Below are 8,908 nucleotides of genomic sequence, written 5' to 3' on the forward strand. Positions count from 1 at the left end.
CAAATAGACTATTTCTCGTCAATCATTAACTTTTTGAATATTTCTTGTAAACCATCTAAATAACAAATTAATTTTGACATTTGATAAATATTGACTTCTTCTTGTAAATTTAATTGAACTTGTGGAACAATTGATAAAATACATTGCATTAAGATTTTTTCTTCTTTTAAAAGCTTTACTTCTTTTAAATAATATTCTAATAACGGTAAACTATCATAGAGTTCATCATGATTTTGAAAAATATCTATCAAATCATAAATACAATAATTAATTTTCATTCGATCAATTGAAATAAGTGTTTCATCACTAACAAAAATATGTTCCTTATCAAAATGATTATACGTTAAAGAAAGTCTAATTTCATTTTTACCTTTCATTATTTCTTGATATTGACTTAAATAATAATGTGCTTGATTTAAATAATGAACGATACGATAATAATTTAAAACAAGCATCCAACCTGCTGGAGATTTAAATTTTCTAAATTCAAATTCTCTCATTAATTCTTCATAATCATTTTTTCTTTGTTGAATCAAAGAAAAAAGATCATCATACTGCTTTTTAAAAAAAGCGTCTTCCTCATGTTGCATAAAAAAAGAATGATTGTGTAAATACGCTAGGATTTGATAATATGTTTTTATTTTCATTCCTTTTTTTATATGATTATCTTCTTGTAAATAAGGCATAAGATAGATATATTGATCTTGAAAAGGTGTAAAATAGTGTTGTTCATTATTTAATATCAAATGAATAAAATGATGGAGATGTAAGGTATTAAGATGTTGATAAGCAACTTCTAGTTTCTTTTCATCAACAATCTTAACACAATAAAAATGATTAGCTGTTTTCACTTTATAGACATGCGGACTGATTTGAATCAGTCCAATTACGTCTAAATCATACTTTGTTTGAATGATCTTTTGGAGCATAAGGAATAATAAGAATTTGTCCTGCATCTAAATTTAGATCTTGATTATAGTCTCTAATCATTTTTTCATCTACCTGGTATTGTCTAGCTATTGAAGCATACGTATCATTTGGTAAAACGACATATAAATAATAAACACCTAGATCCTCGTCATCATCAACCTTTTCTTCTTTTTCTTTCGTTTCATAAATTTTTTCTTGTAACTTTTCAACATCTTGAATTTCTTCGGGTGCCTCAGCAACGACTTGTTCATTTATCGTTTGCGTCTCAACATCCCTTGATAATTTTTCAATTTCATCAATAGGATCTTCATCAAGTTGAATATAACGATTTTCGCCTTCTTCAACCCCATACACTCCAACTTCAATTTTAATTTTCAAATTACCATCAATAATATCATAATGAAAATCTTCAACCTTTAAATGAAAATCTTGATGATCTATAATCTTTTGATCATCCGCATAAACATCTAATTCCACATTTTCTAAAAAATGTCTTTTTTCTTGACTAATATATTCTCCTTTAATAGCAAGACTCCCCACCGCTCTAACACCATGATCTTCAATCTTATAGTCGATAGATTCATCAACCGTTAAAGAAACTAATTCCTTTAATTGATGTAATAAATCAATTTCCTTTTCGTAAAATATTTTTTGCATAGTCATCCTCCTAACAAAGTCTATGCAATAAATCATCAGATATGAAAAAAAGTAGGTTTCCCTACTCAAAATCTAAATCACACAATTCATAAATTGCATTCCAAGCTTCTTGAATTCCTTTTTTCTTTAAACTTGAAAAACGAATAAATGTATCACTTGGATCAAAATGTAATGTATCTTTAATTAATTTTTCATTTTTCTTTAAATCATTACGTTTAAGTTTATCTTCTTTAGTCGCAACGACAATGACAGGTACACCATGATGTTTAACAAACTCATACATCATCACATCATCTTTTGTTGGTTTATGACGATAATCTACAAGTAAAATAAAACCTCTTAAAGTTTGTCTTTCACTAATATATTCATCCATCGTTTTACCAAATTGTTTTGTGACATTATTAGCAACTTTGGCATATCCATATCCAGGAACATCTACAAAATAAAGTGCATCATTGACATTAAAGAAATTCAAAGTTCTTGTTTTACCTGGCGTACTTGATACTTTTGCAAGACCATTTCTAGATAACATCGCATTAATAAAACTACTTTTTCCAACATTTGATCGTCCAGCTAAACACATTTCTGGAAAGCTTTCTTCAGGCCATTGGCTTTTCCATGCGGCTGATAATATATATTCTGCTTTTTTAATTTTTACCATTTTTCTCACCTTTTTTATTGTACAAAAAAAATAACGGAAATTCAAGTTTCCGTTATTTAACAATTGCATGTTCTAAAACTGTATCGATATGATCAGCTAAAACAATTTCTAAATCATTTCTTACTGATTCTGGGATATCTTCGATATCCTTTTCATTTTCTTTAGGAATGATGATTTTTCTAATTCCAGAACGATGTGCTGAAATAGATTTTTCTTTTAATCCACCAATTGGTAGAACATTTCCACGTAAAGTGATTTCTCCAGTCATCGCAACATCATCTCTTACAGGTTTATTTGTAAACGCTGAATAGATAGCTGTTGTAAGAGTTACCCCTGCAGATGGACCATCTTTTTTGATAGCTCCTTCTGGAACATGGATATGAATATCTTGTTTTTCAAAGGCTTTATCATCTAAGCCATATTTTTCTTTGTTAGCTTTTAAATAATCTAATGCAATTGAAGCAGATTCTTTCATTACATCCCCTAATTGACCAGTAATAATAAATTTACCAGTACCATCAAAATGATTAACTTCAATTGGTAAAATATCTCCACCAAATTGAGTATATGCCATACCAGTAACAACACCTACTTGAGGACGAGGAAGTTTCTTAGTATGATCAAATGGTGCTTTTCCTAAGAATTCAACAAGTTTATCTTGATCAATTGTAACTGATTCAACTTTTTCTTTTAAGATAGCTAAGACAGTTTTACGACATAATTTAGCAATATATCTTTCAAGTTCACGAACACCTGCTTCACGTGTATAGTGTTGAATGATTTCCATGATGATATCATCAGAAATAATCATTTGTTCAGGTTTTAATGAATGCGCATCTAATTGTTTTTTAATTAAATGCTCTTTAACAATCATTAATTTTTCTTGTTCTGTATAACTTGAAACTTCAATAATTTCAAGACGATCTCTAAGTGGTCCAGGAATTCCTCCTAAATCATTAGCAGTCGCAATGAATAAAACTTTAGATAAATCATATGGTTCTTCGATATAGTTATCAGAGAATTGAGAATTTTGTTCAGGGTCTAAAACTTCAAGCATTGCACTTGTAGGATCTCCTTTATAATCACTTGCCATCTTATCAATTTCATCTAATAAGAAGACAGGATTTACAACACCAGCTTTTTTCATTCCTTGAATGATACGTCCAGGCATTGATCCTAAATAAGTACGACGATGTCCACGAACTTCCGCTTCGTCTCTTACCCCACCTAAAGAAGCTTTAACAAATTTACGATCTAAAGCACGGGCAATACTTTTAGCAATACTTGTTTTCCCCACACCTGGTGGACCTGCTAAACAGATAATTGGTGCTTTTAAAGATTGTGTCATTTGTTTAACTGCTAAGTGTTCAACAATTCTTTCTTTTACTTTTTCTAAACCAAAATGATCTTCTTCTAAAATAGCTTCAATTTTAGAAATATCCTCTTCATCTTTAGTTTCTTGATACCAAGGTGTTTTCATCACCCAATCAATATAAGTTCTTACAACGTTCGCTTCTGAAGATGCTGGTGGCATAGCTTCAAAACGACGTAATTCTTCTTCAATTTTATCCTTGATATATTGAGGATATGGATTTTCAGCTAATTCTTTACGAATTTGATCAGCATCGTCCCCTTTATCAACAGTATCACCAAGTTCATCTTTAATAGCTCTTAATTTTTCTCTTAGATAGTATTCTTTTTGATTTTCATCAATACTTTCTTTGACTTTTCTATTGATTGTATCTTCTAATTGACTAATCATTTTTTCAGATTCAATAGAACTTGCTACTAAGAATAATCTTTCATTAATTCTTTGTTCTTCAAGAATTTTTTGTTTTCTATCTAAATCAATTGGTAAATATTGACCAATTGTATCAGCAAGTAAACTAGCTGATGTTCCATTTGAAAGCAATGTTAAGCTTTCAGCTGGAATATGAGGCATATGACGTCTTGCTTGTTCAAAATAAGCTGTTGTTTTTCTTACTAAAGCAACTTCTTCATTTGTGTCTCCATAAATATCTTCTAAAACTTCAGCTGTTGAAAAAATTGAACCATCTTCAATTTTAAAATCTCGAAGAGCAACTCTTTTTTCTCCAGTAACAGTTAATTTGATTGTCCCTGCACTATCGCGACGGATTTTCTTTTCAATTTTACATAAAGTTCCAACATGATAAACATCATCATATTTCGGATCATCAACAATAGGATTGATTTGTGATACAAATAGGATATTGTTATCAAAGTCACGACTTGAAAGTTCAAGTGCTTTTAAACTAAGGGGGCGACCAACATCTAATGATAAACGGTTACCCGGAAAGACAATCATTCCTCTTGTGCACACAACAGGAAGGGTTAATAATGTACTTTCACTCATAATAATCCTCCTTTTTTAAAAAGACGCTTACGCGTCTTTTAAACTATTTCTTTAAGTTTTCTTTAACAACGTCTAACGCTTTTCTATTTAAAATATCAGCATCGATTTGGTACATATTTTGAGCGAAGATTTGTTTGATTTCTTCTAAGTCTCTATTATATGTATTTGCGATTGTTTCTAATTCGCTATTACGTTCTTCATCAGTTACTTCAATATTTTCAGCTTCAACGATAGCAGCTAAGATTAAGTTTAATTTAACTCTGTCTTTTGCTTGATCAGTTAAATCAGCTTTGATAGCATCTTTGTTTTTACCAGTGAATTGTTCATATAATTCAAATGATAAACCTTGTTGTTGCAAGTTCATTTCAACTTCTCTTAACATTGTATCTAATTCAGAATTTAATAAAGCTTCGCTATCTTCTACTTTACAACATTCAATTAAAGCTTGAGTTAAATCAGAGAAGAATTTATTTTCTACTTCATTTTCTTTTTGTGATTTTAATTGAGCTTTAATATGATCTTTTAATTGATCTAAAGTTTCAACACCTTCGATGTTAACATCTTTAGCTAATTCATCATCAGCTTCAGGTAAAACTTTTTCTTTAATTTCATGAACAGTTACTTTGAATGTAGCTTCTTTACCAGCTAATTCAGTAGCTTGATAATCTTCTGGGAATGTTACAACAACATCTTTTTCATTTTCACAAGTCATACCGATCATTTGATCTTCAAAACCTGGAATGAATTGTCCAGAACCGATTTCTAATGAATGATTTTCAGCTTTTCCACCTTCGAATGCTTCACCATCGATGAATCCTTCAAAGTCCATAACTACTGTATCACCTTTAGCAACTTCACCGTTTTCTTTAGTTGTTAATTCAGCGAATTGATGACGATAGTTTTCAACTTGTGCTTCGATATCTTTTTTAGCAACAGTTACTCTACCTTTTTTAACTTCCAATCCTTTGTATTCACCTAATTCAACTTCAGGTTTAACAGGACATAAAATTGTAATTTTTAAGTTATCATTATCAACACTATCAATATTTAATGTTGGTTGAGCAATTGGAGCAACTTCAGCTTTTTTCATGATATCAGCATATCTTTTTTGTAAGATTTGATCAGTAGCTTCATCATAGATAGCTTGTTTTCCAAGTCTAGCTTTAATCATAGCAACTGGAGCTTTACCAGGTCTGAAACCATCTAATTTAACTCTTGTAGCTAATCTTTTTAAAGCAGCGTCTTGAGCTTCTGCCCATTCTTTTTTATCAAATGTTACTTTAATTTGAGTAACAGCATTTTCTAATTTTTTTGTAGTTGTTCTCATTATATATTTCTCCTTATTCCGTATCAAAAGACATTATATACTAACCTTTTTTTAAATTCAACTATATTAATAAATTTTAATATTCGATTGATTGTATTGTTTCCAATACATCTTTTACATCCTCTTGATTGCAATTATATAAATACTCAATATCTTCTAATTCAATATCTATATATTGTAAAGATGCTAAATGATAATGAATAGCTCCTGCAATACTACGATAATCTTGTTCATCAATATATTTTGGATAGATTGAATAAAGATAAAAATTTAAAAATTGTTCACACATCGTAAGTAAAGATGGATTATCATCTTCTAAAGCATCCATCAACAATTTATAAATCTCAACACCAGATTCTTGATTCAAGACCATTGGGGCATAACTTGGGTTAATGTCGTAGTGCACACCTTTTTTGACAACTTCCAAATCTTCATCAATTTCTTGATCAATCATTAATTCTATTAATAAACTTTTGGCAAAATCAGGTTGATCATTATCTCTAATAAATTGACGAATAGGAACAATCATACGACGAATATTCATGCCTTCCATTTGTTCAATAGCCATATAAAGTAAATCTTCATTTGTATCTTTTTTAGTTAAAATATTTTCGATATCTTCTTCATTAAAGACTTTTTGAGTCACCCCATCAAAAGATGCTTCTTGTTTTGCTAATAACAGTTCATCATAAGCTGCATTAAAAACTGTTTCATATTGATAAGGAATATAAGGCATTGATAATTCCTCTACAATAATATTAATAGCTTCTTCAAATTCTTCTAAATCTTTTAAAATCGATACATAAATAGCAACAACATCATAATAAGTTTCTCCAGCAAGAACTTTTGCTTTCATACCTTCTCTTTTAGCTTGTTGTAACTCTTTCAATCCATATAAACAAACAAGTCTTTGATAACGTACTTGTTCATTATCCATATCATTTAAATATTGCAACGCTTCTTTATATTGACCTGTTTCAATTAAATCTTCTATCATTTTTCTTCTTCATCCTCATCATCATCTAATTGTAAATCATAAGTGATTTCGGGTTGTGTTTGTTCTTCTTCATGTAATTTTTGAATCATTTCACTATAACCCTCTAGTTTCCCAGTCTTCACAAAATCATCATCAGTAAGTGGCACAACTATCCCTCCTTCATTTTCGCTATTATAATATAAAATAAATCTTTAAAAAAGGCAAATTTTAAGACTATTTTATCACTCTTTTCATATTTTAAATAGTGAGGTGATTTCATGTATAAAAAATATTTAAGAAATATTTCAATGATTTTTTTATGTGCTTTTGCAACCTTTGTTTATTTTAAAAATGATGATGTTAAAACAGTGAAAAAGAAAGCCAATATGCAAACAGTTATTTTTAAAGATCAAGATGAAACGCTTATTCCTGTTTCTGTAGATATTGGTGTTAAGGATAATAAGGAAAATAATATTCGAGGGATTATTGAAACAATGAAATCAAAAGATTTTACTCAATTAGGACTTTATCCTATTTTTAATAAGAAATTAGAACTTAATGCTTTAATTATGGAAAGTAATCAACTTACATTTGATTTTACAAATAACTTTAAAGTATCAAACAATCAACAAGCTTTAGATATTTGTGAAGCTCTTAGCTATTTATTTTGTAAAGATGGTATTTCTAAAATCAATATGAAAATAGATGGTAAAGCTGTTTCTTCATTTGAAAACACAACAATACCATTAAGTTGTATCACTCCTAATTTAGGTATTAATAACTTTGAAACATCCACTTTTGATCTTTATCAAACCTCTTCCGTCCTTGTTTATAACGAAAAAGAAATTGCTGGAAAAACATATTATATTCCTACAACAACACGTATTCAAAACACAAATCAAACAATTGATCAAAAAGTATCTTTATTATTAGATCATTTTGAAAATAATACTAAAGTAGAAACAACTAAAAAATCACAATTAAACGATGGCTTACTTTCTATCTATTTATCATCACGTATTCTAGATAATAGCGAAAATATTTCCCCTACTCTTTATAGTCGTCTCGAAAAATCATTTTTATCACTTCCTGATGTTAGTTCAGTCCATATCTATATTAATAATGAACTTATTCAAGAAGATCAAAATGTAAGTACATCAATCGATAATATTGTACAAATCTAGTAAAGTTTTGTTATAATGTTTTTGGTGATGAAAATGAAAAAAATAGTAGTAATGTCAGATAGTCATGGTTATCATCAAATGATTAATCGTGTAAAAGAACTAGAACCCGATGGAGATTATTATGTTCACTGTGGTGATAGTGAAGCTGAAACATATATGATGCAAGATTGGTTATGTGTTAAAGGAAACAATGATTGGTATAGTGATTTTCCAAATCAAATCAAATTTAAAGTTGAAGATTTAAACTTTTTAGTTGCTCATGGGCATCGTTTTGGATATATGGATCGTGAAACAAGTATGATCTATACTTTGCAAGAAGCAAACTGTGATGTACTACTTTCAGGACATACGCATGTTCCTATGTATAAAGAAGTTGATGGTTATACACTTATTAATCCTGGATCTACAACTTTACCTCGTGGAGGAAGTAATCGAAGTTATTGTGTTATTTATGTAGAAGGTAAAGATTTAAAGGTTGAATTCAAAAATTTAGATGATTTTTAAAAAAGTATTGCTTTTTAAAAAAATATATGCTATTCTAGTTGAGCAGTTGAAAGTAAGCAATGTCTACGTAGCTCAGCTGGATAGAGCACACGCCTTCTAAGCGTGCGGTCAGGGGTTCGAATCCCTTCGTGGACGCCATTTAATAAACAACAACCTTCGGGTTGTTTTTTATTTTATATATATCTCTTCAAAATATAAATTTCCCGAATTGCAAGCAGAAACTGGAAATAAGAGAAAATAGGAACTAATTTTTATAGAAAATCGTATTTTCAGTTACATTAAGTTTAGCTAATTC

9 protein-coding genes and 1 tRNA gene are annotated in these 8,908 nt (G+C 29.4%); 3 read left to right on the forward strand and 7 right to left on the reverse strand.

Going from position 1 to position 8,908, the window contains the following annotated elements:
* Positions 1-8 precede the first annotated feature (8 nt).
* The 7 genes from OCV55_RS04725 to OCV55_RS04755 form a co-directional block, all read right to left on the reverse strand.
* Positions 9-929, reverse strand: coding sequence for a hypothetical protein (locus OCV55_RS04725; protein ID WP_147579955.1), 921 nt, complete (start codon positions 927-929; stop codon positions 9-11).
* Complete coding sequence (locus tag OCV55_RS04730) at positions 898-1,587, reverse strand: LysM peptidoglycan-binding domain-containing protein (RefSeq protein WP_032091602.1); 690 nt, start codon at positions 1,585-1,587, stop codon at positions 898-900. The genes OCV55_RS04725 and OCV55_RS04730 overlap by 32 nt, the downstream gene beginning before the upstream one ends.
* A 61-nt stretch (positions 1,588-1,648) precedes the next feature.
* A complete protein-coding gene (yihA, locus tag OCV55_RS04735) occupies positions 1,649-2,248 on the reverse strand; it encodes a ribosome biogenesis GTP-binding protein YihA/YsxC (protein WP_032091603.1) in 600 nt (199 codons plus the stop codon).
* Positions 2,249-2,300: 52 nt separating this feature from the next.
* Entirely contained in the window at positions 2,301-4,622 is a 2,322-nt protein-coding gene (gene lon / locus OCV55_RS04740; protein WP_032091604.1) for an endopeptidase La, read from the reverse strand.
* A gap of 43 nt (positions 4,623-4,665) precedes the next feature.
* On the reverse strand, positions 4,666-5,949 hold the full coding sequence (gene tig / locus OCV55_RS04745) for a trigger factor (protein WP_107029915.1): 1,284 nt from the start codon (positions 5,947-5,949) through the stop codon (positions 4,666-4,668).
* A 76-nt stretch (positions 5,950-6,025) separates the two neighbouring features.
* Positions 6,026-6,946 (reverse strand): hypothetical protein, encoded by a 921-nt coding sequence (locus OCV55_RS04750; protein WP_022002243.1) that lies wholly within the window; start codon positions 6,944-6,946, stop codon positions 6,026-6,028.
* Positions 6,943-7,092 (reverse strand): hypothetical protein, encoded by a 150-nt coding sequence (locus OCV55_RS04755; RefSeq protein ID WP_022002244.1) that lies wholly within the window; start codon positions 7,090-7,092, stop codon positions 6,943-6,945. The genes OCV55_RS04750 and OCV55_RS04755 overlap by 4 nt, the downstream gene beginning before the upstream one ends.
* 111 nt (positions 7,093-7,203) lie before the next feature.
* On the opposite strand from OCV55_RS04755, the gene OCV55_RS04760 reads away from it, so the two are divergent.
* The 3 genes from OCV55_RS04760 (at position 7,204) to OCV55_RS04770 (ending at position 8,751) form a co-directional block, all read left to right on the forward strand.
* Entirely contained in the window at positions 7,204-8,109 is a 906-nt protein-coding gene (locus OCV55_RS04760) for a GerMN domain-containing protein (RefSeq protein ID WP_032091607.1), read from the forward strand.
* A gap of 33 nt (positions 8,110-8,142) precedes the next feature.
* The gene (locus OCV55_RS04765) at positions 8,143-8,613 is read left to right on the forward strand and encodes a metallophosphoesterase family protein (protein WP_117864403.1); all 471 of its coding nucleotides are present in this window, start codon (positions 8,143-8,145) and stop codon (positions 8,611-8,613) included.
* Positions 8,614-8,674: 61 nt separating this feature from the next.
* Positions 8,675-8,751: transfer RNA gene (locus OCV55_RS04770), tRNA-Arg, on the forward strand.
* Positions 8,752-8,908 lie beyond the last annotated feature (157 nt).

Origin of the sequence: [Clostridium] ammoniilyticum, from assembly GCF_025566905.1 — a bacterium.
In the GTDB taxonomy this organism is placed as follows: Bacteria; Bacillota_I; Bacilli_A; order Erysipelotrichales; family Coprobacillaceae; genus Faecalibacillus; species Faecalibacillus intestinalis.